Origin of the sequence: Wolbachia endosymbiont (group A) of Ophion costatus (assembly GCF_963969245.1) — a bacterium.
Taxonomy (GTDB): Bacteria; Pseudomonadota; Alphaproteobacteria; order Rickettsiales; family Anaplasmataceae; genus Wolbachia; species Wolbachia pipientis.
The window spans coordinates 876,794-902,397 of record NZ_OZ017714.1 but is presented as its reverse complement, the minus strand read 5'-3'; the positions used below and the strand labels follow the sequence as shown (position 1 = coordinate 902,397).

The 25,604-nt window shown below is 36.2% G+C and carries 27 protein-coding genes and 2 pseudogenes; 19 read left to right on the top strand and 10 right to left on the bottom strand.

Translation table 11 applies throughout. The features are described 5' to 3' along the window. Positions 1–78: 78 nt before the first annotated feature. Together AACH21_RS04430 and AACH21_RS04425 are read left to right on the top strand one after the other, a co-directional pair. Positions 79–273, top strand: a pseudogene (locus tag AACH21_RS04430) (IS256 family transposase); the annotation flags it as partial. A gap of 589 nt (positions 274–862) precedes the next feature. Next, positions 863–1,006, top strand: coding sequence for a hypothetical protein (locus AACH21_RS04425; RefSeq protein ID WP_153296793.1), 144 nt, complete (start codon positions 863–865; stop codon positions 1,004–1,006). Positions 1,007–1,033: 27 nt separating this feature from the next. On the opposite strand, the gene AACH21_RS04420 is transcribed toward AACH21_RS04425, so the two are convergent. Then, positions 1,034–2,206 (bottom strand): NADH-quinone oxidoreductase subunit D, encoded by a 1,173-nt coding sequence (locus tag AACH21_RS04420; protein WP_077188163.1) that lies wholly within the window; start codon positions 2,204–2,206, stop codon positions 1,034–1,036. A 275-nt stretch (positions 2,207–2,481) separates the two neighbouring features. Here AACH21_RS04420 and AACH21_RS04415 point away from each other — a divergent pair, with 275 nt between their 5' ends. The 5 genes from AACH21_RS04415 to folD all read left to right on the top strand — a co-directional run bounded on the left by AACH21_RS04415 (position 2,482) and on the right by folD (position 6,742). Further along, positions 2,482–3,660 (top strand): aspartate aminotransferase family protein, encoded by a 1,179-nt coding sequence (locus tag AACH21_RS04415; protein ID WP_038249924.1) that lies wholly within the window; start codon positions 2,482–2,484, stop codon positions 3,658–3,660. Positions 3,661–3,748: 88 nt separating this feature from the next. Further along, entirely contained in the window at positions 3,749–5,074 is a 1,326-nt protein-coding gene (locus tag AACH21_RS04410; protein ID WP_338482285.1) for an HlyC/CorC family transporter, read from the top strand. Continuing rightward, entirely contained in the window at positions 5,046–5,312 is a 267-nt protein-coding gene (locus tag AACH21_RS04405) for a DUF2312 domain-containing protein (RefSeq protein WP_010082293.1), read from the top strand. Before AACH21_RS04410 ends, AACH21_RS04405 begins: the two co-directional genes overlap by 29 nt. Continuing rightward, a complete protein-coding gene (locus AACH21_RS04400; protein WP_006280027.1) occupies positions 5,305–5,880 on the top strand; it encodes a UbiX family flavin prenyltransferase in 576 nt (191 codons plus the stop codon). The genes AACH21_RS04405 and AACH21_RS04400 overlap by 8 nt, the downstream gene beginning before the upstream one ends. Then, positions 5,864–6,742: a bifunctional methylenetetrahydrofolate dehydrogenase/methenyltetrahydrofolate cyclohydrolase FolD gene (folD, locus tag AACH21_RS04395; protein ID WP_338482283.1), complete on the top strand. Its 879-nt coding sequence runs from the start codon at positions 5,864–5,866 to the stop codon at positions 6,740–6,742. Before AACH21_RS04400 ends, folD begins: the two co-directional genes overlap by 17 nt. A gap of 523 nt (positions 6,743–7,265) precedes the next feature. On the opposite strand, the gene AACH21_RS04390 is transcribed toward folD, so the two are convergent. From AACH21_RS04390 to AACH21_RS04375, 4 genes are all read right to left on the bottom strand, one after another. After that, entirely contained in the window at positions 7,266–7,430 is a 165-nt protein-coding gene (locus AACH21_RS04390) for an IS3 family transposase (RefSeq protein WP_010082072.1), read from the bottom strand. Then, positions 7,423–7,584, bottom strand: a complete 162-nt coding sequence (locus AACH21_RS04385; protein ID WP_010082071.1) for a DDE-type integrase/transposase/recombinase — start codon at positions 7,582–7,584, stop codon at positions 7,423–7,425. Before AACH21_RS04385 ends, AACH21_RS04390 begins: the two co-directional genes overlap by 8 nt. Before the next feature lie 3 nt (positions 7,585–7,587). Continuing rightward, positions 7,588–7,884 (bottom strand): IS3 family transposase, encoded by a 297-nt coding sequence (locus tag AACH21_RS04380; protein WP_094189604.1) that lies wholly within the window; start codon positions 7,882–7,884, stop codon positions 7,588–7,590. Positions 7,885–8,061: 177 nt separating this feature from the next. Continuing rightward, positions 8,062–8,325 carry a transposase gene (locus AACH21_RS04375; RefSeq protein WP_338482282.1) on the bottom strand — a complete coding sequence of 88 codons (264 nt, stop codon included), beginning with the start codon at positions 8,323–8,325 and terminating at the stop codon, positions 8,062–8,064. Between the two features lie 104 nt (positions 8,326–8,429). Between AACH21_RS04375 and AACH21_RS04370 the strand changes: the two genes are divergently transcribed. The 5 genes from AACH21_RS04370 to AACH21_RS04350 all read left to right on the top strand — a co-directional run bounded on the left by AACH21_RS04370 (position 8,430) and on the right by AACH21_RS04350 (position 10,883). Next, positions 8,430–8,615: a hypothetical protein gene (locus AACH21_RS04370; RefSeq protein WP_006280029.1), complete on the top strand. Its 186-nt coding sequence runs from the start codon at positions 8,430–8,432 to the stop codon at positions 8,613–8,615. Beyond that, positions 8,596–8,937, top strand: a complete 342-nt coding sequence (locus AACH21_RS04365) for a hypothetical protein (RefSeq protein WP_065095098.1) — start codon at positions 8,596–8,598, stop codon at positions 8,935–8,937. The genes AACH21_RS04370 and AACH21_RS04365 overlap by 20 nt, the downstream gene beginning before the upstream one ends. Before the next feature lie 39 nt (positions 8,938–8,976). Beyond that, on the top strand, positions 8,977–9,618 hold the full coding sequence (gene fsa, locus AACH21_RS04360) for a fructose-6-phosphate aldolase (RefSeq protein ID WP_236515101.1): 642 nt from the start codon (positions 8,977–8,979) through the stop codon (positions 9,616–9,618). A gap of 336 nt (positions 9,619–9,954) precedes the next feature. Next, positions 9,955–10,095: a hypothetical protein gene (locus AACH21_RS04355; RefSeq protein WP_265040557.1), complete on the top strand. Its 141-nt coding sequence runs from the start codon at positions 9,955–9,957 to the stop codon at positions 10,093–10,095. Beyond that, positions 10,071–10,883, top strand: coding sequence for an ankyrin repeat domain-containing protein (locus AACH21_RS04350; RefSeq protein ID WP_338482280.1), 813 nt, complete (start codon positions 10,071–10,073; stop codon positions 10,881–10,883). Before AACH21_RS04355 ends, AACH21_RS04350 begins: the two co-directional genes overlap by 25 nt. 3 nt (positions 10,884–10,886) lie before the next feature. Here the strand turns inward: AACH21_RS04350 and secA are convergent, their stop codons facing one another. After that, complete coding sequence (secA, locus tag AACH21_RS04345; RefSeq protein ID WP_006280033.1) at positions 10,887–13,547, bottom strand: preprotein translocase subunit SecA; 2,661 nt, start codon at positions 13,545–13,547, stop codon at positions 10,887–10,889. A gap of 219 nt (positions 13,548–13,766) precedes the next feature. On the opposite strand from secA, the gene AACH21_RS04340 reads away from it, so the two are divergent. Then, positions 13,767–15,389, top strand: a complete 1,623-nt coding sequence (locus AACH21_RS04340; RefSeq protein ID WP_338482278.1) for an NB-ARC domain-containing protein — start codon at positions 13,767–13,769, stop codon at positions 15,387–15,389. Positions 15,390–15,426: 37 nt separating this feature from the next. Then, positions 15,427–16,259, top strand: a protein-coding gene (locus tag AACH21_RS04335; protein WP_236514306.1) for an IS5-like element ISWpi1 family transposase whose coding sequence is annotated in 2 segments (ribosomal slippage) — positions 15,427–15,796 and positions 15,796–16,259 — 834 coding nt in all. Because the reading frame shifts where the segments join, the coding sequence is not laid out codon by codon here. Positions 16,260–16,295: 36 nt separating this feature from the next. Here the strand turns inward: AACH21_RS04335 and AACH21_RS04330 are convergent. From AACH21_RS04330 to AACH21_RS04320, 3 genes are all read right to left on the bottom strand, one after another. After that, positions 16,296–17,307, bottom strand: a protein-coding gene (locus AACH21_RS04330; RefSeq protein WP_338482214.1) for an IS630 family transposase whose coding sequence is annotated in 2 segments (ribosomal slippage) — positions 16,296–16,844 and positions 16,846–17,307 — 1,011 coding nt in all. Because the reading frame shifts where the segments join, the coding sequence is not laid out codon by codon here. Positions 17,308–17,416: 109 nt separating this feature from the next. Beyond that, a protein-coding gene (locus tag AACH21_RS04325; RefSeq protein ID WP_338482818.1) for an IS5-like element ISWpi1 family transposase occupies positions 17,417–18,231 on the bottom strand; the annotation gives its coding sequence in 2 pieces (ribosomal slippage) (positions 17,417–17,880 and positions 17,880–18,231; 816 coding nt in all). Continuing rightward, positions 18,222–19,172 (bottom strand): IS481 family transposase, encoded by a 951-nt coding sequence (locus AACH21_RS04320; RefSeq protein WP_338482200.1) that lies wholly within the window; start codon positions 19,170–19,172, stop codon positions 18,222–18,224. The genes AACH21_RS04325 and AACH21_RS04320 overlap by 10 nt, the downstream gene beginning before the upstream one ends. Positions 19,173–19,264: 92 nt before the next feature. Here AACH21_RS04320 and AACH21_RS04315 point away from each other — a divergent pair, with 92 nt between their 5' ends. The 3 genes and pseudogenes from AACH21_RS04315 to AACH21_RS04305 all read left to right on the top strand — a co-directional run bounded on the left by AACH21_RS04315 (position 19,265) and on the right by AACH21_RS04305 (position 21,586). Further along, on the top strand, positions 19,265–20,326 hold the full coding sequence (locus AACH21_RS04315) for a tetratricopeptide repeat protein (protein ID WP_338482277.1): 1,062 nt from the start codon (positions 19,265–19,267) through the stop codon (positions 20,324–20,326). Beyond that, positions 20,247–21,404 (top strand): annotated as a pseudogene (locus AACH21_RS04310) (tetratricopeptide repeat protein); the annotation flags it as partial. The gene AACH21_RS04315 and the pseudogene AACH21_RS04310, both read left to right, overlap by 80 nt. A gap of 62 nt (positions 21,405–21,466) precedes the next feature. Further along, on the top strand, positions 21,467–21,586 hold the full coding sequence (locus AACH21_RS04305) for a tetratricopeptide repeat protein (RefSeq protein ID WP_338482275.1): 120 nt from the start codon (positions 21,467–21,469) through the stop codon (positions 21,584–21,586). A gap of 38 nt (positions 21,587–21,624) precedes the next feature. Here AACH21_RS04305 and odhB read toward each other — a convergent pair whose 3' ends face one another. Further along, complete coding sequence (gene odhB, locus AACH21_RS04300) at positions 21,625–22,797, bottom strand: 2-oxoglutarate dehydrogenase complex dihydrolipoyllysine-residue succinyltransferase (RefSeq protein ID WP_077188159.1); 1,173 nt, start codon at positions 22,795–22,797, stop codon at positions 21,625–21,627. Positions 22,798–23,764: 967 nt separating this feature from the next. Between odhB and hemC the strand changes: the two genes are divergently transcribed. Both hemC and murB read left to right on the top strand, forming a co-directional pair. Further along, on the top strand, positions 23,765–24,643 hold the full coding sequence (hemC, locus tag AACH21_RS04295; RefSeq protein ID WP_338482274.1) for a hydroxymethylbilane synthase: 879 nt from the start codon (positions 23,765–23,767) through the stop codon (positions 24,641–24,643). Further along, positions 24,634–25,521 (top strand): UDP-N-acetylmuramate dehydrogenase, encoded by an 888-nt coding sequence (gene murB, locus AACH21_RS04290; RefSeq protein ID WP_236515092.1) that lies wholly within the window; start codon positions 24,634–24,636, stop codon positions 25,519–25,521. Before hemC ends, murB begins: the two co-directional genes overlap by 10 nt. The last annotated feature ends 83 nt before the right edge of the window (positions 25,522–25,604 follow it).

The window sequence follows — 25,604 nt, the reverse complement described above, 5'->3', positions numbered from 1 at the left end:
TTAACAGGGAATGTTCAAAAAAGTGTGTCAAACCAAAAAAAAGTAATAAATTGATATAAAAAAAATGGAGGTTTGACAATGAGTCAGAAAGTAGTAAACAGAACTACCGGTTTGGTAGATTACAAAGAACTGGAAGCAAATATACTGTCATCAATAAGGGAAGGCAGACCATTAACAGGAAGGGATGGAGCATTTACACCATTTATAAAAAAGCTGCTGGAGGCAAGTTTGGAAGGTGAAATAGAAAATCACTTATTAGCTGAAAGTGAAGAGAGGGTTTGGTTGGAAGAAGTGGAGTAGCGAATGGATATACAAAACGCTGGGTCTATATTCAGACTACAGAATAAGGTATTACAAACCGAAAGCATCACCAGCACAATATGTTATAAACTTTGGTAAAGAATCTGCTAGGAAAGCGTAGTGCGGATGCTGCGTTTGACGAGGCGGGAGCTGGAAACGTTAACATGGGAATTTGGATTGAGGCCTATTGTGAAAACAATGGATCAGCCACCAAACCCTAAAGTAGGCGCGCCAGTTCTTGACCCTACATATTTTTTTGAAGGTTAAATCCAGCTTAGGGTCGAGAAACTTAGATAAAGCCATAGCCAAAGTGCTTAAAAATATTAATAATTATACACACAATTATTCAACCATATTTTTGAAGATAGCTATGCCGCCGCGGTATCTCTTAGCCGCTAACAAGTAGCGGGATGACGATTGTTGGTAAATCTAAGTCAGTTTAGCTATAGGCAGCAATTTTCTGTATTTATTTTGAATTGAAGGAAGCTCAAATGAAAGATCATGTTTTGCTAAAAATCACAGAATGCAGTCTAACAGTGAACGGTTACGCTTTTGATCAAAAATGTTGTATAGTACACAATCAATTTTTCTGGATCCAAGTAGTCAAGGCACTGCCTTTGTGTTTGAGGCAAAATCGGCTATAACACTTAACATACTGCCTTTGCAAACAAATGTTCGTACAGTTATGTGTCAGCTACTTGCATGACGCCATTGCCTGAACGGGTACCAATGATTACCTATCAATCTCACCAAAAACTATATCGAGTGAGCCAATAATTGCTGCAACGTCAGCAAGCATGTGTCCTTTTGCCATAAAGTCTAAGGCTTGTAAATGCGCAAAGCCAGGTGCTCTTATTCGGCACCTATAAGGTCTATTGGTACCATCTGAAACTATATACACTCCAAACTCACCTTTTGGTGCCTCAACAACTGCGTAAGCCTCACCTTCTGGTACGTGATATCCTTCTGAATAGAGCTTAAAATGGTGAATCAGAGCTTCCATAGATTTTTTCATCTCTGCTCTTGACGGTGGAGAAATTTTTCTATCTTCAGTTTTTATTTGCCCTTCAGGCATTTTCTCTATGCACTGCTTCACCAAACTGATAGATTGCCTAATCTCTGCCATTCTAACTAGATAACGGTCATAACAGTCGCCATTTTGGCCGATCGGTATATCAAAATCTAGTTGATCATATATCTCATATGGCTGGCTTTTTCGCAAATCCCAAGCAAGCCCAGCAGCGCGCAACATTGGGCCACTAAAGCCCCAATCAAGTGCCTGTTTAATTGATATTGCACTAATTCCTACAGTGCGTTGCTTCCATATCCTATTTTCTGTTAAAAGTTCGTCAACATCGTCTATATATTTTGGAAATTGCTCTATAAACTTTGCAATATCCTCAATCAAATCTTCTGGAACATCTGCTGCAATTCCACCTGGCCTGATGTAAGCTGCGTGAAACCTTGCACCTGAAGCTCTTTCGTAAAATTCCAGTATTTTTTCTCTTTCTTCAAAGAGCCATAAAAGAGGGGTCATTGCTCCAACATCAAGTGCTTGAGAAGAAACGTTCAGTAAATGATTTAGTATTCTCGTCAGTTCACAAAACAAGACACGTAAATACTTTGCCCTAATTGGCACTTCACATTGCAACAATTTCTCCACACAAAGTGAATATGCATGCTCTTGTGACATTGGTGATACGTAATCAAGGCGATCAAAATAAGGCAAAGCTTGAAGATACGTTTTATGTTCTATTAATTTTTCAGTACCGCGGTGCAAAAGCCCAATATGGGGATCTGCCCTCTCGATCACTTCACCATCCATCTCTAAAACAAGACGCAACACTCCATGTGCAGCTGGGTGCTGAGGTCCAAAATTTAACATCATTGTCTTTAGATCGGGCATGTCCAGTAGTTTAAGATATTAAAATTGTATAGGCTAAAGTGCGCTCAAAGTCAATAAACTTCTTGCATAGGCTACAACTATCATTCAATAGAAACAAAAACTTTTACAATGGCTAATAAGTGTTGGTAAAACCAAGTCACTTTAGCTATAGAATGACAAAAAAGGTTTGCATTAGCCAAATTTTTAGTTGAAGTAGCATAAGAGGTTAAAGGAAAAGCTTTGTGTTAATGGATTCATTTCAGGTATAGTATAGATAATACCACAATACTTATAAAATGGATCATGTTGTTAATGCGTATAATAGACTTGACACTCCTATAGTCAGGGGAGAAGGGGCATATCTTTTTGATAAAGATGGTAAAAAATATTTAGATTTTGCTGCAGGTATTTCTACAACTTCTTTAGGGCATTGTCATCCATACATTACAGATAAGCTGAAAGAGCAATCGAGCTCATTATGGCACTGCTCTAACATTTTCACTATTCCCGAGCAAGAAAGGCTTGCCGAGCGTTTAACAACCCTTACTTTTGCAGATAAAGTTTTTTTCTGCTCAAGTGGGCTTGAAGCAACAGAAGCTGCAATTAAGTTTATTCGTCGTTACTTTTATTCAAAAGGGCAAGCAAAACGTAATCGTATTATTACAATTGAAGGAGGCTTTCATGGCCGCAGTATTGCTGCAATTTCTGCTGGAGGCAATGAAAAATCACGCGAAGGTTTTGCTCCGCTCCTTTCTGGTTTTGATAAAGTGCCAAGAAATGACATTAAAGCATTAGAAGAAAAAATCAACAATGAAATAGCTGCTGTATTTTTAGAGCCCATACAAAGCGAAGGTGGAGTATATCCACTAGACGTAGAATATCTTCAAAAAGTAAGGGAAATAACAAAAGCTCAAGGAATAATTTTGTGCTTTGATGAAGTGCAGTGCGGATATGGACGCATCGGTTCTTTATTTCATTATCAAAATGTCGGCATTGAACCTGATATGCTAACCTGTGCAAAAGCTATGGGTAACGGTTTTCCTTTAGCTGCATGTTTAGTGAAAGATTATATAGCAGAAGCAATCACTCCAGGAACTCATGGATCAACCTATGGTGGCAATCCACTTGCCATGACTGTTGGTAATGCAGTGCTCGATATAATGCTAAAAGAAGGCTTTTTTGATCATGTTAAAAAAATTAGTAAAGATTTAAAAGAAAAGCTGTTGCTTTTAGCTAAAGAATTTCCTGAGATGATTTTAGAAGTTCGTGGAGAAGGGTTACTAATGGGAATAGAACTAGCAACTCCTGTAGCTGATAAAATTATTAGTCGATCTCTTGATAAAGGTTTAATAATAACTAGGGTTTTAAACAACAAAGTAGTAAGGGTAACCCCACCACTTATCATTGAGGATGAGCATGTGAACGCAGCGTGTAATATGCTTTATGATTTGTTTTTTAAGATTAAAGGTATATAAAATTCGGCAATATAAATTCAGGCTTGCAAATGCCTCTCATAACATGTAAAATTAATTTTATTTTTTATCACAATAACATCGTACTTTAATGGATTGGTTATTGGTCTTAGTATCATCAGCAATTTTTGTTTTGTTAGTTTTATCGTTTTTGTTCTCAGGAGCAGAAATAGGCTTAACCTCAATTAGCCGTTCTCGAGTTAATAAGCTAAAGCTAGACGGTAACAAAAAAGCCAGGGTAATAGATCGCTTATTAAATAGGAAAGAATTGACAATAGGAACGGTATTGCTCGGCAATACAATTATTAATATTACTTGCTCTGCTTTATTTACAGCAATATTTATCAATCTTTTTGGAAATGAGGGCATTCTCCTATCAACAATTATAATGACATTTTGTATTTTATTGTTCTGCGAAGTTCTACCAAAAACTTATGCTATTCAAAATCCTGAAAAATTTGCATCATTTTCTGCTTATTTTGTATTGTTTTTTGTAAAGATTTTTTCTCCATTGACACTAGGTATTCAATTTATTGTTAACCTCATCCTAAAATTATGTGGGCTGCATAAAGATAAGGAAGTGATATCTGCAGCGGATGCAATGCGTAATATGATTACTCTTCACCGCAGTGAAGGAACTATGTTGCAACAGGATTTAGATATGCTAAGCAGCATACTTGATTTGGCTGAGACAGAGATATCACAAATTATGACCCATAGAAGAAACCTATTTTCTCTTGATATAGATCGGAATAAAGAAGAGTTAATAAGAGAGATTTTAACCAGCAGTCACAGTAGAGTACCTTTATGGCAGAAGGAACCAGATAACATTGTAGGTGTAATTCACGTGAAAGCTCTAATAAATGCTTTGCGTGAAAAGAATAATAAAGCGGAAGAAGTTGACATTACCCAAGTTATGTCAAGGCCTTGGTTCATACCAGAAAGTACACCGCTCAGCGTGCAACTTCACAACTTCCGTAAGAACAGGAAACACCTTGCATTTGTTATTGATGAGTATGGAGCACTGCAGGGAATTGTAACTCTTGAGGATATACTGGAAGAAATAGTTGGAGAAATTTCGGATGAACATGATTTGATTACGGAGAATTTTATAAAGAAAATATCTGATAATATGTATCACATAGAAGGAAAATCTACTATTAGGGACATTAACAGGCAGTTATACTGGAATCTCCCTGATGAAGAAGCTACAACTCTAGCAGGTATGATTGTAAATGAAATAGAGCGCATTCCTGACGAAGGCGAGGAGTTTTCCATGTATGGGTTTCGCTTTAAGATTTTAAAAAAAGATAAAAATATTATTACTGTTGTTGAAGTGCAAGTAAAAACTGGTAATACTAGTAGCAGCAATCAATTAGTGGAGTTTCATGGAAGATACAGTAAAAATAACGGCTGAAGAGTTAAAGGGTTACATAGAGAGAATCGAAAAACTTGAACAAGAAAAGAGGGATGTGCAAGATCACATTCGTGATGTATATGCAAAAGCCGCAGATGAAGGTTGGGATATAAAAGTGATGAAACAAATTATTAGGCTGAGGAAGATGGATGATGATGACAGAGAGGAACAAGAAATATTGCTTGATACCTATAAACGTGCATTGGGAATGAGCTACGAAGAAGAGTTAAGTGAATAGCAGAATTGTAATTGGAATAAGTGGAGCATCTGGTTCTATTTACGGTGTGCGTATTTTAGAAGCGTTGAAAGACGTCGATTATGAAACTCATTTAGTGATAAGTCGTGCTGGGAAAATAACTTTAGCTCACGAGATTAAAGAAAAACTTGAAGATATTACATCACTTGCAGATTTTTACTATTCTGAAGAAAAGATTGGAGAAAAAATAGCAAGCGGCTCATTTAAAACCTCAGGGATGATTGTAGCACCATGCTCTATGAAGACAATGTCTGAAATCGCATCAGGTGTTACTTCCAATCTATTGACAAGGGCTGCAGATGTAACGCTAAAAGAAAGAAGAAAGTTAGTTCTTATGGTGCGAGAGTCACCACTGCATCTTGGGCATTTACAAAATATGTTAAAATTAACGGAGATGGGAGCAATTATTGCTCCACCAGTGCCTGCTTTTTATATTAAACCGAAATCGTTGGATGATATTATTAATCATTCTGTTGGCAAAGTATTGGATTTATTTGATATCAAATTACCCGACTTTAAGGAGTGGCAAGGAAGTGACAATTATTATTGATGGTAAAAAAATAGCAAACGACCTATGTGAGAGGCTATCACAAAAAATTGATATTTTAAAGAGAGAGTATAACATTTTTCCTTGCCTGAAAGTAATTCTCGTGGGCAGCAATCCAGCAAGTCAGGTTTATGTTCGCAACAAACAGAAAAAAGCAGAATCAATAGGCATAAGTTCTGAGACCATTGTTTTGCCTGATAATATTTCAGAAGATGAATTAATTGAAAAAATCAATGAATTAAATGAAGATCCATCTGTGCATGGCATTTTAGTGCAATTGCCTTTACCAAATCATATTAGTGCAAGCAGAGTAATTAACACAGTAAGTGTTGAAAAAGATGTAGATGGCTTTCATGATGAAAACGTTGGCAAATTAGTTAAAGGTGAAAAAAACTGCCTTATACCTTGCACTCCTAAAGGTTCTTTGCATTTAATTAAGTCAGTTGAAGAGAACCTTTCCGGTAAAAACGCAGTGGTAATTGGTAGGTCAAATATCGTGGGCAAGCCAATGTTTTACCTGCTATTGCAAGAAAACTGCACTGTCACCATCTTGCATTCACAAAGCAAGGATTTAGCTGAATATTGCTCTAAAGCGGATATAGTAGTTGCAGCAGTCGGAAAGCCAAATTTTGTTCAAGCAGACTGGATAAAGAAAGGTGCAATAGTGATCGATGTTGGCATAAATAGCGTTAACGTAGGAAAGCTTGTAGGTGATGTTGACTTTGAAGGAATAAAAGGGAAAGCCAAAGCTATGACCCCAGTACCCGGGGGCGTTGGCCCAATGACCATTGCATTTCTAATGATGAACACTGTTATTGCTGCTTGCTTGCAAAAGGGAGTTGATGCTTCTGATTTCATTAGTTGAGGTATGAAGAGGAAAGCTATATGAAGATAGAATGTACCATATCACAATTAATAAAAAATTGAGATTTTTGAAATTCCTCAGTAGTCAAGTTTATTAAATATTTAGGATCATCATCTATTCTTTTTTCTCTACAAGTATAGCTAAAGTGGCTTAGGTTTACCTACAATTTGAAAAACAACAAATTCGTCATTCCGCTACTCGTTAGCGGAATCTATGCTGAGATACCGCGGCGGTATGACGTAGGGAAACCTTTCTTGGGTTAGCTATAGTTAGTGGAATTGCAAAGTTTCTAGGCATAAAAAGCTTTGAACCTAATATATGAGCCAAACTTGATTTTCCAACCGTAGATACACCTGTAATAAAAATAATAGTCTTCATTTTGTGAATTTACTTGCTATATGAACTATCGGAGAAATTTTTTTATAGTTTATAGTATCTGACCTTACCCAGAAAAAGTGGAGAGAAAGTGTGGAATGTTTTTTACAAAAAGAATGATGCATCAAATTGTTCTGGAATGGAATAGTTAATAGTGACGTTGTTTGTTATAAAAAATTTCTATGTATTCAAATATTGCAGTTCTAGTTTGTTGAGCAGAGTGTTGTGAAGTATCAATAAGTATTTCTCTTTTCAATGAGCTAAAGAAGCTTTCTGCAACAGAATTGTCGTAACAACAGCCTTTATTACTCATCTATATTCTTTACAGCTAAGAGATATTGATACCCTTGCGCAGTATATTGTGAACCTTGGTCACTGTGCAGCAGTAGATTTTTAACAGGTTTACGCCTATTAATGGCCATTAATAAAGAGTTCATAACCAATTGTTTATTTATTGCACTACTCATTAACTACCATACGTGAGAATTATTGCTGCCAAATATAGCCATCCCTCCTTGGTTTTGATGTAAGTAATCCCATACTTTATTTGGTTGATCAACAATAAAGTTTTGATCTAGTATATTGGGAGCTACAGCTCTATTATCTGTTTGTTGTTTTTTAATTTTAAACTTTCTTCTCAGTATAGCCCTGATGTCATTTTTCTGCATAATACTTTGCACCGTTTTCAAATTGCAACTTTTACCCAAAGCCTTCAATTCAGCATGAATTTTAGGAGCTCCATATCTACATTTAGAAACTTGATATATTTTTTGAATAGCTTCGAGTAGCTCTTTATTTGCTGATTCTCTACTGCTTATTTTTCTTGTGGTCCACTTATAGTAGCCACTAGCAGAAAATCCTACATAATTCCTGTACTTTATAGCAGTTACTATGCTCTTTTATAAAAAAATATTTTACTCTTTTTGACTGGCCAGGGCTTTTTTTTAAATGTCTCTTTCCCTTGTTACTCTTGCTAACTCTCTTTGTAAATCAAACCTCTCTTTGTTGTAAGGAGCCATGTTACCTCTACCTGGAAATGCATTTGCCGCTGACTTTTTTTCGTTATATTTCTTCATCCATTTTCCTAATACACTATCTCTTATTCCTAGATCTCTTGCTACTTTTGCAACTGGTTGACCTACCTTTCTTTGTTCATTTGCCAGCTTAACAGCTTCCAATTTGAATTCTGCCGTATATTCTCTTACCATTTCTAATCCTCCAAAATTTTATTTTACCCAAAAAAACTCTTTTCTTTCTCTCCACTTTTTCTGGGTAAGGTCAATATACCAGTGCCGAAAATAGTTGACAAAGATTGTGTATACTTATTACAATCGTTTGGGTACCAGAAGTTTTTACGGCAACAAAGTATGCACTAACTATAAGTAAGGAAGACTTTAAGCAGGCAATAAAAAAAATGAAGGAACGTTTAAAAGAGATTAAAGGAGAGAAGAAAAAGGTAAAAGGGAATACGGCAGAAAATGAATCTTATTACAAATAGCATAAAGGGCTTTTATTCTAGTGTTAAATCGGACCTAGATTGGCAAGCCAAACGTAGTCTTATTAGGACATTAGTAAAAGAAGTCAACATTGATCTTGATAAAGTAGATGTAGTATTTAAGATCAAAGAACTTGAAAACCCCGCCCAGAATGGACAAAATCAAAAGATGGTACATTGTCTAAGGGGTCTGGGCACTGGGATGACATCTTTTTTCTTGGTACAAATTACTCTTATGTCTCAATATTTGTACAGTTGTGTTATCGGCCGTTTGATGTTTACAACGCAGGAAGTTCATACGGTTGTAAGTCAAGCGGTAGGATGACAAGATTTTGCAAGGGTATTTTTTTTATAGGAGATTAATATGGAAATTTTTCTTGATAGCGTTGATTTAAATGAAATTAAAGAACTAAAGGAGTTCATTGACGGCATAACAACTAATCCTTCTTTAATAGCAAAGTCCGGGCGTAAAGATAAATACGAGGATTTAGTGCGTGAGATATGCTCTATTATAAAAGGGCCTGTTAGTGTTGAAGTTGTTGCAGATAGCCATGAAGAGATGATCACAGAAGGTCTGAATTTAGCAAAAATTGCTGATAATGTTGTGATCAAATTACCTCTTACACATGAAGGATTAATTTCTTGTAAAAAGTTATGGACAGAGCATAAAATACCTGTTAACATCACATTATGTTTTTCTCCTGGACAAGCACTGCTTGCCGCTAAGGTCGGTGCTTGTTTTATTTCCCCCTTTATTGGTCGCCTTGATGATATAAGCTATGATGGCTTATCGCTAATAGAAGATATATGTACTATATATTCTAATTACGGTTTTGATACTAAAGTTCTTGTTGCATCAGTGAGAAGCCCAGCGCATGTAATAGAAGCTGCAAGGCTTGGTGCTGATTCAATTACTGTGCCAGCAAAAGTACTTAGACAATTAATTAATCACCCACTTACTGACCAAGGACTAGCAATATTTGAAAAAGACTGGGGTGTAAAATAATAAACGGTTACAAATGAACATAAAAATTGGCGTATCCGTTCAGGCAATGGCGTCAACTTAAGAGCCTTCATTAGCAAACTCTCCTAAAGACATGATGGCGTTTGCTACCTTATTGCGGCTGCCCTGGTCGAATTTTAACTTTATAGCTAACCCAAGAAAGGTTTCCCTACATCATACCGCCGAGGCGCTAACGAGTAGCGGAATGACGAATTTGTTGTTTTTCAAATTGTAGGTAAACCTAAAGCTATAGAAAAAAAGAAGAACCAGTTTCTTAGTTTTTCATTGACATAATCCACTCCATATGCCATAATAAAATTTTATATCTTGGAGAAGGAAATGACATTAAGGTTAACACTACAAGAAGTCAACAGTAGTCCAGATCTGAGTAAGGAAAATTTAATTGATAGAATTAAAGATAAGCTGCAGCAGGAAAATCAACTTACATATGATGAGTGGAAAAAAACGAATTTGATATAAATTACACGTTTATAGTGCTCAAGTGCAATTTATTACTTATAGCAGCTGAAAATGGCTATGAAAAAGTAGTAAGATACTTAACAAAAAACGGAGCTAATGTTAATGTACAAGATGAATGGGAAAAAACCTCCTTACATTATTCTGCTCAGCATGGGCATGCACAAGTAGTAGAAGTTTTGCTAGAAGAAGGAGCAGACGTTAATGCACAAAATGAAGATAAAGGGACTCCTTTGCATTATGCTGCTTATAGTGGTCATATAGAAGTAGTAAAACATCTTATAAAAAAAGAGGCAGATGTTAATGTAGTGGACAGATATGGAAGAAGTCCTTTACATTATGCTGCTGAGAATGGATACACACAAGTAGTAGAAGTTTTGCTAGAAGAGGGAGCAGACGTTAATGCACAAGATAAAGACGGAAGAACTCCTTTATATTATGCTGTTTATTACACTCATGGTGAACATCCAAGACTAAATTATCAACATCCAAAAGTAGCGAAACTTCTGCTAAATTATGGTGCAGATCCATCATTTATTCATAGACCTGAAGCTATAACAGCAGGAATTACTGTAGGTATATTAGCTGCCATTGTTGCTCCATTAGCACTCATTTATGCTACTGCATTACCTGCACTAGCAATAGTTGGAATTACTGTGGCATCTGCACTGATCGTTGGTGGAATTTCCTATGGGGTTGCATATAAGTCATCAGAGCATTCATTAAACAGTAAGCTAAGTGAGGTTAGCTGCAGTAATGTTGATGGAAATAAACAAACTGTACAACCATAATTATTAATTCACCACAGTAACCGCGCCGTGGCAGTGTTTGTACTTCTTTCCAGAATTACAAGGGCACTTGTCGTTTCTTGAGACTTTGGGAAGTCTGCTATTTCTAGCAGAATGTAACCTATTGCCTATCTCTTGGTTATCTGCCAACTTAAAGTGCGCTAGGCGGTGAATGGTGAGTTCCTTCCATTTTTCAAGCATTGACTCAAACATCAAGAAAGCTTCGCGTTTAAATTCATTCAGTGGATCTTTCTGCCCCATGGCACGTAGGCTTATGCTTTGTCTTAGGCTCTCTAGAACTGAAAGGTGTTCCCTCCATAAATGATCAAGTGTCATTATCATCATTTGCTTCACGATCGTATTCCACAAATCTGTAGTGTGCTGACTGTTGAAATATTTTTCTTTCTCAGTAAAAAATTCTTGTATCTTATCATTTATATAATCCAAAGCTTCTTGTTTGTTTAAAAACTTTGCTAAATCTTCTTTATCAAGCGTTATTCCATACCTTGTATGGAATTCTTTGACTATATCTTCAATATAATCCTCATAATAGCCACTTTGGACTATACCTTCTATTACGCTCTCATTTACTTCGCTATATACTTCAAGTAAATCATTAATTTCGTTGCCTAAGATATTGTTTCTCTGCTTAAAAATAACTTTACGTTGGTTGTTGATTACGTCATCAAACTTAAGTAGAGATTTCCGCACGTCATAGTTTCTAGCTTCAACTTTCTTTTGTGCTTTCTCGAGTGCCTTATTGATCCATGGATGATGAATAGCTTCGTTATTCTTTAGCCCTACTTTTTGTAAAAAACTTCTCATTCTATCAGAGCCAAATATTCTCATTAGGTCATCTTCGAGCGATAAAAAGAACTTAGAAAGTCCAGGATCCCCCTGACGACCAGAACGGCCGCGTAATTGATCATCTATTCTCCTGCTTTCATGTCTTTCGGTTCCAACCACACATAAACCACCAGCTTTTATAGCAATTTCCTTATCTTTTTTTACTCTTTCAACTATTTCTTGGTATTTTTTTTCTCTTTCATCAGCATTTTTTATCTTCTTTAGCTCCACCTTTGCAATCATTTCAGCATTTCCACCAAGCTGAATATCAGTTCCACGTCCTGCCATGTTAGTTGCTATAGTGATACTACCTGGCACTCCAGCTTGCGCTATTATGTACGCCTCTTGTTCATGATAACGAGCATTTAATACTGAATGCTTAAGAGAATGGCTTTGCAAAAGCGCAGAAAGCTTCTCAGAGTTTTCGATGCTCACCGTGCCAACAAGGACCGGTTGAAGGCGTTTGTAGCATTCTTCTATAAACTTCAACACAGCATTAAATTTTTCCTTTTCTGTACCGTAAATTTCATCATCAATATCAACTCTTTTTACAGGTACATTGGTTGGAATTTTTACTACATTTAATCTGTATATATCACGAAACTCTTCTGCCTCTGTTGCTGCTGTTCCCGTCATTCCGGAAAGTTTATTGTACATACGAAAGTAATTCTGAAATGTGACCGATGCTAAAGTTTGGTTTTCATGCTGAATTTCAAGATTCTCCTTCGCTTCAAGTGCCTGATGAAGACCATCGGAATATCTCCTGCCCTCCATCATACGCCCAGTAAATTCATCAATAATCACTACCTTGCCATCCTTTACTATATAATCTTTATCAGCAGTAAACAGCTTATATGCACGTAATGCTTGGTCTATATAATGAGTCATTATCATGCTGTCAGTATCATAGAGCGAGGAATTTTCAGGAATGAGATTGTATGACCTTAGTAGTTCCTCCACTCGTGAAATACCATCTTCAGTCAAGAATACCGTTCTACCTTTTTCATCTACTTCATAATCGGAGTCAACTAATTTGGTTACTATTTTATTGATATGCTTATATATCTGATTGTTTTCCTCAACCGGGCCAGAAATAATAAGCGGAGTGCGAGCTTCATCAATGAGTATTGAGTCCACTTCATCAACTATTCCGTAGTGAAAGCCTCTCTGAACCATGTCTTCTTGAGAAAATTTCATATTGTCTCGCAGGTAATCAAAGGCAAGCTCGTTATTTGTGGAATACACGATATCTGCACTGTAAGCCTCTTTCCTCTCTTCGTCTGTCAAGTTATTCGTAATAAACGCAACAGAAACCCCAAGAGAATTATATAATTTGCTCATCCACTCTGTGTCTCGTTTTGCAAGATAGTCGTTAACAGTTACGACATGTACGCCTTTCCCTTCTAAGGAATTTAGATATGCTGCTAAAGTTGCAACGAGTGTCTTTCCCTCTCCTGTTTTCATTTCTGATATCATGCCATTGTGGAGCACCATTCCACCAATCAGTTGAACATCAAAGTGCCTCATGTTAAGAAACCTTCGAGAGGCTTCACGCACAACTGCAAATGCAGGTACGAGAAGATCATTTAACGTTTTCCCATTTTTCAATTCTCGATTGAATTCTTCAGTTTTACCAGCAAGCTCCTCATCAGATAAGCTCTGCATTTCTGTTTCTAATGCATTTATTTGCTGAACAATTTTCCTAAAGGATTTTATTATCTTCTTGTTTGTTGATCCAAATATCTTTCTTATAAAAAAGAATGACAACGTAAAAATAAAAAATATAAGAATGGCTGTCAAAATTAGCGGAGAATCTAGCATAAACTTAAGTAAAGTCTTATTTAATATGAGATTATATTACTAAATGCAGCCTACAGCAATGACATATTAGATTCGGGGAATCTTTATGCTTAAGACAGCAAACAAAATTGACCCTGTTCGGCACTGTTATTACAATGTTAAAGAATCTGTTGCATTATCTTAGGCACTTGGTGACTTTAATTTTTTATAGAAAGAAGTTATTCGTAGGTTTAGTAGGGTATGAATGTAGAAAACAAACAGTCTGAAGTACTTAGTAATCGTACATTTAAGAAGAGAGATGGCACATCAACAGGTGATCATGGTCGCAAGTATGAAGTAAAATTATTAATGCTGTATCTACTTCATGGGTTAAGTAGTAAAATTGACTTTTGGTTAGCATCAAACATAGAAGGTTTTGGAGCCTTTGATGATATTTTTTTTGAGTATAAAGATCAGAAGAACAAATCGAGAATTATCTTGGTTCAAGCTAAGCACTGCAATACACATCGCTCTTCGAAGAATATTACTTTTGAAGATTTGTTTATTGATGGAAATGATAGAAAGCAACAGAAAGAAGATTTCGGGTTAAACAAATATTTTGAATCTCATCCTGAGATTAAGCAAAACCCTGAGTGTAAGAACAGTGATATTACGCTTGTCATTCATACTAATGTCAATGTGAACCTAAAAAAAGGTACAGAGAAGCAAGGAAGCGTAGAAACATTAGAGAAGTATCTGGAAGAGTCAAAGTTAACAAATGATAACACTTTAAATATTTATGAAGGTCAAAAAGGAACGTGCTACAAAATAAAAAATCATACTGAACTGAAAAAATACTTCAGTTGTGGTAGTGACGATGAAATAGAAGATTTTTTACTTAGAATAAGGTTTGTAGTTGATCAACCTAATCATTCAAAATTAGATGATATTATTAAGAAAGAAATAGGGAATATATACAAAATATCAGGGGAAGAAGATATTGATACGGTTTTTGTCCGTGTATTTGACAAGGTAGAGAAATGGTGGGCACAAAAGGGTAGCAAAGTTTCTTATCTAACAAGAAAAGACGATTATTTTAGGGAAGCTATAGAACATCTTTATAGTCTCAAACCTAGAGAAGATCTATTTGAACGGTGGAACATTCCACCTAAAATAGCTAGTGGAAATTTCATTGAACGAGAATATCTCAATGAAGAAATAGTAAATCATCTAAAGACAAAAAATGAGCCAGTTATATTAACTGCTTTGTACGGGTTAGGTGGAGTAGGTAAAACACAGTCAGTGCTAGATTTTATTCAAAAACATGGGAAAGAATACAAGGCAATATGTTGGTTTAATGCAAAAGATGAAGATCAACTACTCAGTGAATATGTTAATTTAGGAAGAAAATTAAATATTATTCACGATGAAGACAACATTTCTATTGCACAGCGAGCTTATTATGTGAAAAACTGGCTAGAAGATTCTAAACGTGAAGGCTGGTTGTTGATTTATGATAATGTATCAAATTATGAAGTCATTTCTAAGCTCAGACCTACAAAAGGCGGCAAAATAATAGTTACGTCTCGTAATACTGAATGGCCACAAGGGAGTATAGGTGTAGACGTTTTTACTCCTCCAGAATCAGAATTATATGTTAAGAAAATTCTAGGCCAGGTTTCAGAAAGCGATAGGCCAAATATAGGTATATTGGCAGAAAAGTTAGTTAGATTACCTTTGGCATTAGCTCAGGCTTGCGCTTACATCAAAGAAAACAAAATGACTATCTCACGTTACTTAGAAATTTATGCAGAAAGGAAGCTTTATTTATTATCTCATAAAACACTACCTAAGGATTCTAAGAGGTTGTCCGGAAACAAGTAAAAGGCTATAATATCTGAAATTTTAGTACGGGGTAAAGATGAGAAAAAAGTATCCAACAGATCTAAGCGAAAGGGAATGGGCAAGAATAGAAAAACACTTCAGAGTATCATACAAGAAAGGAGGAAGGCCGCCAAAGTATAGCAAAAGAGAAATATTAGAAGCAATTTTCTATGTATTGCGTACAGGGTGTCAATGGCGGTATTTACCAAATGATTTTCCGCTATGGAAGACTGTGTATGAGCAGTTCAGGCAATGGAAGAAGCAGGGAATTTTTGAGAAAATGAATTATGAAATTACAAAATATAGTAGAAGAAAAATAGGAAGGAATGAGCAGCCGAGTGCCTGTATAGTAGATAGTCAATCTGTAAAGACTACAGAAAAGGGGGGATCAAAGGCTATGATGGAAGTAAAAAAGTAAAGGGTAGAAAAAGGCATATAATTACAGACACTCAGGGTTTTATACTAGGTTGTTACGTAGGCGCTGCTAACGAAAATGATAGAGATGGTATTAAAATAGCATTAAACAATATGAGAACAAAATATACTAAAGTTAAAAAAATGTGGGCTGACATGGGATACCAAGGAAGAAATTTAAAGAATCACATAAAGGAAGAATATGACATAGATATTGAAATTGTTACAAGGCCTCCATGTAGATTTTGGGTGCACAAAGATACGCCACCTGAGCTACTACCAACAAGAGAACAAGGGTTTAAAGTACAGCCAAGAAGATGGGTTGTAGAAAGGACTTTTGCTTGGGTTAATAGGAATAGAAGGCTATCGAAGGAGTATGATTTACTCACAACATCCACTGAGAATTTCATATACCTAGCTATGAGTAGGGTTATGTTAAAGAGGGAATATGCTTGAATTTACTTGTTTCCGGACAACCTCTAATACCAATTCTCATTGTTGTCCAGTCAAATAGGAAACATTGCAGAGTTGTTTAATTGTGGAGCTGGCAAGAGAAGTAATAAATTTGCACAAAGCACCCTCAAGTAGAGCAATTGTATCGTATATTTTATTGCGCAAAATGTTCTGTTTTATATATAACCAAAGCCTCTCAACAGGATTTAGCTCAGGTGAGTATGGAGGTAGGTATATAATGTCGATATTTTTAGGTACCTTTAAATTTTTTGACCTATGCCAACTAGCACAGTCCATAACGAGAAAAGCCTCTCGTGTTTCTAGATATTGCGAAATTTGCTCAAGAAATATGTTCATGCAATCAGTGTTGACATTTGGTGCAAATAAGCTAGAACTCTCTCCATTTCTAGGATTAACTGCACTATAGAGATAGAAATTTTGCCTACCTAATTTTGTTTTAACCTGTGTTCTAATCCCCTTTTTAAACCACACATGTCCAACTTTTGAATGTGTGCCAAACCGTGATTCATCAAAGAAAAATAGCTCTTTTTCTGGATACTTGCTAATAGCTCCATTGAGATTTTTTTTTGAATTCCTCTTGTTTGCTTTTATCTTGTCCATTATGAACTGGTCTTGGTGTAATATATGAGAATTTCATCTTTTGCATATGGCGGTGTACTGTAGATTTGCTGATATTTAATCCGAACTTTTCCTGGATTCTTATTCTCATTTCTTTAATGGTGATATTAGGATTTTCTTCTATCCACTCTTCAATTTGCTGTAGTTGAGCCTGATTTAATTTAGTTTTTCTACGACGTTGTGAAGGAGCAAACAGTTTTTCTTCTCTGCCAATTTTCAAGAGTTTTACCCACGAAGTTAGTGCGCTTCTTGAAATGCAATATATTTTTGCTACAGCCGTTATACTGTACTTTTTTGCTGCAATTACAGCATTTAGTTTTTTTGAAACATATGCATTATTCCTTACTTTCTTCAGCATTTCTTTTGCTGATTCTACTACTTTTTCATCCAATAATTTTGATCTTAATGCCATTTAAACCTCGCTATTTTACTTACTTCAGTATGGCTTTTCTTCCATCATTGTCCATCTGTTTGCCCTGTAATGGGAATTGGTATTAGAGGTTGTCCGGAAACTAGTAAATTCAAGCATATTCCCTCTTTAACATAACCCTACTCATAGCTAGGTATATGAAATTCTCAGTGGATGTTGTGAGTAAATCATACTCCTTCGATAGCCTTCTATTCCTATTAACCCAAGCAAAAGTCCTTTCTACAACCCATCTTCTTGGCTGTACTTTAAACCCTTGTTCTCTTGTTGGTAGTAGCTCAGGTGGCGTATCTTTGTGCACCCAAAATCTACATGGAGGCCTTGTAACAATTTCAATATCTATGTCATATTCTTCCTTTGTGTGATTCTTTAAATTTCTTCCTTGGTATCCCATGTCAGCCCACATTTTTTTAACTTTAGTATATTTTGTTCTCATATTGTTTAATGCTATTTTAATACCATCTCTATCATTTTCGTTAGCAGCGCCTACGTAACAACCTAGTATAAAACCCTGAGTGTCTGTAATTATATGCCTTTTTCTACCCTTTACTTTTTTACTTCCATCATAGCCTTTGATCCCCCCTTTTCTGTAGTCTTTACAGATTGACTATCTACTATACAGGCACTCGGCTGCTCATTCCTTCCTATTTTTCTTCTACTATATTTTGTAATTTCATAATTCATTTTCTCAAAAATTCCCTGCTTCTTCCATTGCCTGAACTGCTCATACACAGTCTTCCATAGCGGAAAATCATTTGGTAAATACCGCCATTGACACCCTGTACGCAATACATAGAAAATTGCTTCTAATATTTCTCTTTTGCTATACTTTGGCGGCCTTCCTCCTTTCTTGTATGATACTCTGAAGTGTTTTTCTATTCTTGCCCATTCCCTTTCGCTTAGATGTATGGTCCCAGAGTGTGATGGTGTGGATTTAGTATAAATAATTCTGGAGACTGTGTCCACTGATAACATATAAATTCATAAGGAGTAAGACCCTTAAGAGTTTTGAGTCTCTTTGCATAATTATAAGCCATAACAAAGTTATAAAGGTGTTCTTTAAGTTGCTGGTGCGATTGATAGTAATACTTCTTAACTGTAGCATCCTTTAAAGTTTTATTCATACGCTCGACTTGCCCATTCGTCCAAGGATGGCTAACTTTTGTCAAACGATGTTCAATAACATTCTCTTCGCAAACTCTATCAAATATATGTTGGAAAGCATACTTATGACGCTTCTGGTTTGTAAATTGTATACCGTTATCTGTCAAAATAGTATGGATTTTATACGGTAAAATTCTAATCAAATTACGTAAGAACTCAGCAGCTATGGGTTTTGTAGCACTGTTACACAACTCAACATAGGTAAATTTGGATGTCCTATCAATAGCAACAAACAAATGTAATTTGCCCTCCTCAGTTCTAACTTCAGCAATATCAATATGAAAGTAACCGATAGGATATTGTTTGAATTTCTTTTTTGACTTAACTTCTCCATCAACAGTTGGTAATCTGCTAATGTTGTGTCTTTGTAAACAACGATGCAAGCTAGAGCGAGTCAAATGCGGAATTGTAGACTGCAGAGCGTAAAGGCAATCATCTAGTGGCAGTAGTGTATACTTGCGAAATGTAACTATTATAGCTTCCTCTTCTAGCGTTAAAACAGTTGATCTTGGATGCTTTGGACCCATATCAGCATCTTTCGTAAATGAACGTTTTCTCCACTTAATAATAGTTTTTGGATTAAGGTTATAATGCTTGGAGAGTTTTGCTATGCTCTCTTTTCTATTTTGTATTGCTCTACGAATCGTCTGTGTTGTTTTGGCGCACCCATGTAATATCTGTCCCATAATGACTCCTTAAATGATGATGATAGTATACCATCACTCTCTGGGACCATACATCTAACCATGAGCCTGTGTTTATTACTTGGGATATTACAATGGACGCAATTCGTAATGAGTCTAAACTAGCAAGCAAGTTGTTAGTAGCTTGTGCATATTTAGACAATGATATTCCTAAAGATTTGTTAAGAATATTTCCTGAGATTGTAGAGAACAATTCTGAAGAAAAACCTTTTGAAGAAGTATTAGGTATATTATTGAGATATTCGATGCTAGTGTCCAATGAGCAGAGTAGTAGTGTTTCTATTCACTGTTTAGTACAAGATGTAATTAGGCTAAAGTCAAAGGAAAGTGGAAAAATTAAAAAAGATATAAAAACCGTTTTTCAATTATTAAAAGAAAGCTTCCCTGACGACAGTGACAAATTAGAAGATTATGCTAAGAAACGACAGTTGTTACCACATTTAGAAACGTTCTTATCACATATAGATGATTGGCTAGGAAAAAATCCTTTAGAAAAGCAAACAATAGAGAAGGATTATCTTGTGGATTTGTTAATACGAATGAGTGATGGATATTATTACTTGGGTAATCCTAGAAGACAAAAGGAGTCGCTTGAACGGGTTTTACCTATCTTTAGAAAACATTATGGATCTGATCATTTTATAGTCGCCACGGCACTGACAAACCTCGGTATCGCTTGCGGGGATTTAGGTGATCACAAGAAAAAAAAGACGTTGCTTGAACGGGCTTTACCTATTTCTGAGAAACATTATGGCCCTGACCATTTCGAAGTTGCTGCCATACTGACAAACCTAAGTAGTTCCTACGGGACTTTAGGCAATCATGATAAACAAAAGGAGCTTCTTGAACGGACTTTAACAATTAAAGAGAAACATTATGGCCCTGACCATTTCGAAGTTGCTAGGACACTGGCAAACCTTGGTAACTCTTATAGGGCTTTAGGTACTCCTCAAAAAGCAAAAGAGTTGCTTGAACGGGCTTTACCCGTCCTTAAGAAACACTACAGTCCTGATCATCCTGAAGTTGCTATACCACTTGCAAATCTTGGTATTGCCTATGGTGCGTCAGGTAATCATGAAAAAAAAGGAGTTGCTTGTGCGGGCTTTAATAATTCAAGAGAAACATTATGGCCCTGATCATTTTATAGTTGCTAAACTACTGACAAACTTAGGTGGCGTTTACATAGTTTTAGGCGATCCCAAGAAAGCAAAAACGCTGCTTGCACGAGCTTTAATAATTCAAGAGAAACATTATAGCTTTGGTCATTCTGGAGTTGTTAAAACACTGATAAATCTAGGTAATGCTTATGGAGATTTAGGTGATCACAAGAAAAAAAAGGAGTTGCTTGAACGGGCTTTACCTATTTCTGAGAAACATTATGGCCCCGATCATTTCACAATTGCTATAGCACTAACAAACCTCGGTATCGCTTATGGGGATTTGGGTGATCATAAGAAACAAAAGGAATTGCTTGAACGGGCTTTAGCAATTAATGAAAAACGTTATGGCCCTGACCATTTCGAAGTTACTGCCATACTAACAAATCTCGGCACCGCTCATTATGCTTTAGGTGATCCTCAGAAAGCAAAAGAGTTGTTTGAACGGGCTTTAGTTATCTTTAAGAAACATTACGATTCTGACCATTTTGAAATTGTTAAACCACTGGCAAACCTGGGTATCGTTTATGGTACTTTAGGTGATCCTCAAAAGGCAAAAGAGTTGCTTGAACGAGCTTTAGTAATTCAAGAGAAATATTATAAACCTAATCATTTTGAGGTTGCTAGGACACTAGTGAATCTAGGTAATGCTTACAGGAATTTAAGTGATCCTCAGAAGGCAAAAGAGTTGCTTGAACGAGCCTTAGTAATTCAAGAGAAACATTATGGCCCCAATTATTTTGAAGTTGCTATTACACTAACAAACCTTGGTGTCTTTCATGGGGATTTAGATGACTACGAGAAACAGAAGGGGTTACTTGAACGGGCTTTAGCAATTAATGAACAACATTATGGCCCCGACCATTTCGAAGTTGCTAGGACACTAGTGAATCTAGGTAACGCTTACAGGGATTTGGGTAATCCTCAGAAAGCAAAAGAGTTGCTTGAACGAGCCTTAGTAATTCAAGAGAAACATTATGGCCCCGATTATTTTGAAGTCGCTATTACTCTGACAAACCTTGGTATCTCTCATGTGGATTTAGGTGACTATAAAAAACAAAAGGAGTTACTTGAACGGGCTTTAGCAATCAAAAAGAAACAGGTATTGCCTATGGCGCTTTGGGCGATCACAAGAAACAAGAGAAATTGCTTGAACAGGCCTTGCCTATTTTTGAGAAACATTATGGCCCTGATCATCCGGAAGTTGCTAAACTGCTGGCAGAACTAGATGACATTTAGGTTTTTAGCAATACTGGATTAACAACAATTCATTTGAGCTACACTTCCAAAACTAATCTATTTGGATCTTCTATATAATTTTTTATTTTAACGAGGAAAGTTACTGCTCCTTTGCCGTCAACTATTCTGTGATCGTAAGAGAGAGCAATGTACATCATAGGTCTGATTTCTACTGCATTACCAACAGCAACTGGCCTGTTTTGTATTGAATGCATTCCAAGTATTCCAGATTGCGGAGGGTTTATTATCGGAGTAGAAAGAAGCGAACCGTATACTCCGCCGTTTGAGATAGTGAATGTTGCACCTTCCATTTCTGATACTTGTAATTTACCTTCGCGAGCTTTTTTGCCAAGAGCAACCAAAGTCAACTCAATTTCTGCAAATGACATCTGATCGGCACCCCGAATAACTGGTACAACAAGACCTTTATCGGTGCCAACAGCAACACCTACGTCATAGTAATGTTTATATATGATTTCATCGCCTGAGATTTCAGCGTTAATTTCAGCAATTTCTTTCAATGCTTGCACCGTTGCCTTTATAAAAAACGACATAAAACCAAGTTTTATTCCATATTTTTTTTCAAAGGCGTCCTTATATTTTGCTCTTAGATCCATGACATTTTTCATGTCAATTTCATTGAACGTGGTCAGTATTGCAGCAGTATTTTGCGATGCTTTCAAACGAGCGGCAATTACTTGCCTTATTTTGCTCATTTTTACTCGTTCCTCTCTTTGCTCTCCATTTACTACACTTTTTGGCAATTCATATTGTTTTATTGCAGGTTGTTCAGCTTTGTTCATATGGCCTATCACATCTGCTTTTGTTATTCTGCCTCCCATGCCAGTTCCTTTGACGCTTTCTGCACTGATTGCATTTTCTTCCATAATTTTACGAGCTGATGGAGCATCTTTTTTAGCAGCACTTTCGCTTTTATCTTCTTTTCTCGCTTCCTCTTTTACTTCTCCCATGGAAAGCTTTGCTAACAATTGATCAGGACTTATTACATCATCTTCTTTTATAAGAAATTCAGTTATTTGCCCTGAAGCTTCTGCAGTTAATTCGAGTGCTGTTTTGTCAGTTTCAATTTCAAAGATCAAGTCATCTACTTTTACTGCTTCTCCAATACCCTTCTTTATTTTTACTATACCTTCTGTAACTGATTCACCACCAAGAGTTTTTGGTGCTCTGATTTCTATAATTTTGCTCATAAAACAACTTCCGTATAAAACTTTCTATAGATTTATACATGAAAAGAGACATGTAATAAACTAATAAATTCATTGAGGCTCTTATCATTTAGAAGTGACAAACGGATAACATATTCCCAAATGTCATTCCAGCACGTGACGCTAGGCCATAAAAATTCCTTGACAAGCTTTGTCAGCCCCCCTATCATGGTACTGAAGCTATTTATTTATCTTCGCAATCTGTGCAGGTTAATGACAAAAAACTTAGGGTATTTGGCGTCTCATGTTTAATTTTTCGCACTGCGTGCATCGCATGTCTTTAAAAATTTTTAGGTTTTTACCTATATAAGCCGAAACGCGCTTACAAAGCGTTTAAGACAGCAAAAAACGTCAAATTGACAAGGGAGAATTTGAATGCTAGCTACTACGGGGTTTCTTTGCCTTTTTTCCTGTTTAGTAAATTTCTTAAACACTTGCGGTGTAGGTTAGTTGCAAGTTAAAAGCAGCTAAATCGCTCTTAATCAAGCGTTTTAGAATAAAAAAAACGCCGATATTTTAGTACATAGTAAATAGCCAACCACCACGGGGCTTCTTTTGCCTTTTTTTTCGCTTGGTAAATTTTTTAATATTTATAGCTAAACGACAACCGTCATCCCGCTACGTGTTAGCGGGATCTAGAGATACCGTGACGGTATGACGGTTCGCGGTGGTATGACGATAAGGTTTATACCTTGTCATGCAAGTAGCTTGACACTAGAATCCAGTAAGCTTATTTATGCATATAAAAGGTTATTATTTTGTAAAGGCAAAGTTGCTTTTGGTTTTAAGTTAAAGTACAATAAATGCAAAGGCTCATATAAACTGGATCCAAGTAGTCAGCTACTCGGATGACATCAGAGAGAGGTTAACCGAAGTTCATGCGATACACGTTACCAAAGTGTTTAAATAATTAATTAGGTTAAGGTTTGGTATTCAAACAGTCGTACATATGCTAGTCAAAATAGGTACCAGAGGAAGCAAGCTTGCAGTTGCCCAGGCTTTGGAAGCAAAACAAAAGTTGCTGGACTCTTTTCCTAACTTATCTATTGAAATTGTTAAGATAAAAACTTCTGGAGATAGGTATGCAAACGCAAATCTTGCTGAAATAGGAGGTAAAGGATTATTCATTAAAGAAATTGAGGCTGAATTGCTCGAAAATAATATAGATATGGCAGTTCATTCGTTAAAGGATGTGCCTGCGTTTTTCTCAGGGGGCTTAACAATTCCTTGTGTTTTAGAAAGGCTAAGTCCATGCGATGCGTTTATTTCTCATAAACACAATAGCCTTGAGTCTTTGCCACAACAGGCTATTATTGCCACTTCTGCAATAAGAAGAAAAGTTCAGTTACTAAATTTTAGACCAGATTTAAATATAGTACCGTTACGTGGAAATGTAACAACTAGATTGCAAAATCAAAGTTTTGATGGAATAATTTTAGCTGAAGCAGGGCTCATAAGATTAGAAAAACATCACTTAATTACAGAGGTATTGCCACCAAAAGTTATGTTAAGTGCAGTGGGACAGGGAGCGATTTGTATTCAATGTAGAAGGAATGATGTAAAAATTATCGATCTTTTAGAGAAAATTAATAATAATATGTCTTTTATAAGAGTGAAATCAGAGCGCAGTTTTATGAAGACAGTGAATGGTTCATGTTTTAAACCACTTGCAGCTTTGGCTGAATATGTGAGCGAAAATATGCTACATCTTCGTTGTATGTTGGCAGATGAAAAAAATATATACTTCACTGAGCGCACTTCATTTATAGAAGATGCGGAGAAAATGGGTATGGATGCAGGGTTAGAGTTGAAATCAAAATGCTTATAAGCTTACCTAAAGTACGTGGAGTCTATCGTTATGACATCTTAATGTCTAAAGCAACGTGGTTAAATGTCGGTGGACGAGCTGATATATTATTTAAACCACGTGATATTGAAGATTTAACATGCTTGATTAAAAACACTGAGTTGCCAATCAACGTTATCGGTGCAACATCCAACATAATAGTGCGGGATAGTGGCATTCGAGGAATAATAGTAAAATTGGGTAAGGAATTTTCATATATAAAAAGTAAAGGTAACAACTCCATTGTTGCAGGTGGTGCTGCGCTGCTCAGGAACCTTGCTTACTTTGCAGGAGAGCAACAAATTAGTGGACTTGAGTTTCTAGTTGGAATTCCAGGAACAGTTGGTGGCGGAATAGAAATGAATGCAGGTGCGTATGGTAGTGACATCGCAAGCGTTGTACAATCCATAAAAGCAGTGAATCTAGAGGATGGAAACCTATATGAGTTCTCCAGCGAAGAAATGGGGTATTTTTACCGTGGACATAGCCTAAAAGGAAATTGGATTTTTGTTGAAGCTGAGTTTAAAGGAGTAAACTCAGAGTATGAGCTTATACTGCAAAGGTTAAAGGAAGTTATTGAGAGGAAAAATAAAAGCCAGCCAATAAGAGGAAAAACTGCTGGGTGCATATTCAAAAATCCAAAAAACTACCGAGCATGGGAGTTAATTGATAAATCTGGCTGCCTAGGGTTAAATATTGGTGGAGCTAGAATCTCTAAGAAACATTGTAACTTCTTGCTCAATTACGATAATGCAACTGCATCTGACTTGGAAAACCTTGGCAACAAAGTAAAAGATGCAGTAAAGGATAAATTTAATGTTGAACTTGAGTGGGAAATAAGGGTTTTGGGTAGCTATTAGATAGTTTTTATAGCTTATGTATATTCGTTCAGGAGAACGGCAAATAAGGTAGACAAGTAATCTAAAAAAATAATCATAGAGAA

Excerpts from the sequence above, each read along its gene's own strand:
- hemC (WP_338482274.1), top strand. The coding sequence starts at position 23,765 with ATGCTAGTCAAAATAGGTACCAGAGGAAGCAAGCTTGCAGTTGCCCAG.
- AACH21_RS04425 (WP_153296793.1), top strand. The coding sequence starts at position 863 with ATGTTGTATAGTACACAATCAATTTTTCTGGATCCAAGTAGTCAAGGC.
- AACH21_RS04405 (WP_010082293.1), top strand. The coding sequence starts at position 5,046 with ATGGAAGATACAGTAAAAATAACGGCTGAAGAGTTAAAGGGTTACATA.
- secA (WP_006280033.1), bottom strand. The coding sequence starts at position 13,547 with ATGCTAGATTCTCCGCTAATTTTGACAGCCATTCTTATATTTTTTATT.
- AACH21_RS04315 (WP_338482277.1), top strand. The coding sequence starts at position 19,265 with ATGGACGCAATTCGTAATGAGTCTAAACTAGCAAGCAAGTTGTTAGTA.
- AACH21_RS04420 (WP_077188163.1), bottom strand. The coding sequence starts at position 2,206 with ATGCCCGATCTAAAGACAATGATGTTAAATTTTGGACCTCAGCACCCA.
- AACH21_RS04410 (WP_338482285.1), top strand. The coding sequence starts at position 3,749 with ATGGATTGGTTATTGGTCTTAGTATCATCAGCAATTTTTGTTTTGTTA.
- murB (WP_236515092.1), top strand. The coding sequence starts at position 24,634 with ATGCTTATAAGCTTACCTAAAGTACGTGGAGTCTATCGTTATGACATC.
- AACH21_RS04320 (WP_338482200.1), bottom strand. The coding sequence starts at position 19,172 with ATGGGACAGATATTACATGGGTGCGCCAAAACAACACAGACGATTCGT.
- odhB (WP_077188159.1), bottom strand. The coding sequence starts at position 22,797 with ATGAGCAAAATTATAGAAATCAGAGCACCAAAAACTCTTGGTGGTGAA.
- AACH21_RS04355 (WP_265040557.1), top strand. The coding sequence starts at position 9,955 with ATGACATTAAGGTTAACACTACAAGAAGTCAACAGTAGTCCAGATCTG.
- AACH21_RS04390 (WP_010082072.1), bottom strand. The coding sequence starts at position 7,430 with ATGAGTAATAAAGGCTGTTGTTACGACAATTCTGTTGCAGAAAGCTTC.
- AACH21_RS04415 (WP_038249924.1), top strand. The coding sequence starts at position 2,482 with ATGGATCATGTTGTTAATGCGTATAATAGACTTGACACTCCTATAGTC.
- AACH21_RS04340 (WP_338482278.1), top strand. The coding sequence starts at position 13,767 with ATGAATGTAGAAAACAAACAGTCTGAAGTACTTAGTAATCGTACATTT.
- fsa (WP_236515101.1), top strand. The coding sequence starts at position 8,977 with ATGGAAATTTTTCTTGATAGCGTTGATTTAAATGAAATTAAAGAACTA.
- AACH21_RS04365 (WP_065095098.1), top strand. The coding sequence starts at position 8,596 with ATGAATCTTATTACAAATAGCATAAAGGGCTTTTATTCTAGTGTTAAA.
- AACH21_RS04385 (WP_010082071.1), bottom strand. The coding sequence starts at position 7,584 with ATGAGTAGTGCAATAAATAAACAATTGGTTATGAACTCTTTATTAATG.
- AACH21_RS04375 (WP_338482282.1), bottom strand. The coding sequence starts at position 8,325 with ATGGTAAGAGAATATACGGCAGAATTCAAATTGGAAGCTGTTAAGCTG.